Origin of the sequence: Anaerococcus lactolyticus ATCC 51172 (assembly GCF_000156575.1) — a bacterium.
GTDB lineage: Bacteria > Bacillota > Clostridia > Tissierellales > Peptoniphilaceae > Anaerococcus > Anaerococcus lactolyticus.
Window position 1 is genome coordinate 1 of record NZ_GG666107.1, and the last position, 241, is coordinate 241.

Consider the following 241-nt stretch of genomic DNA (forward strand, 5'->3'; position numbering starts at 1 on the left):
GTTCATGAAAGTCGCCATTCTCTCCGGCTCGGTCTACGGCACCGCCGAAGAAGTCGCCCGGCACGCCCAGAAATTGCTGTCCGCGGCCGGCCTCGAGGCCTCCCATCTGCCCCGCGCCAGCCTCGACGAACTCAAGGCCTTCGCCCCCGAGGCATTCCTGGTGGTGACCTCGACCACCGGCATGGGCGAACTGCCGGACAACCTGCAACCGCTGTACTACGCGATCCGCGACCAACTGCCG

1 protein-coding gene is annotated in these 241 nt (G+C 66.4%); it reads left to right on the forward strand.

Annotation, left to right across the window (positions count from 1 at the left end):
- Positions 1-241: flavodoxin domain-containing protein (locus HMPREF0072_RS11445; protein ID WP_004830547.1), on the forward strand; the 241-nt coding region annotated here is incomplete at both ends.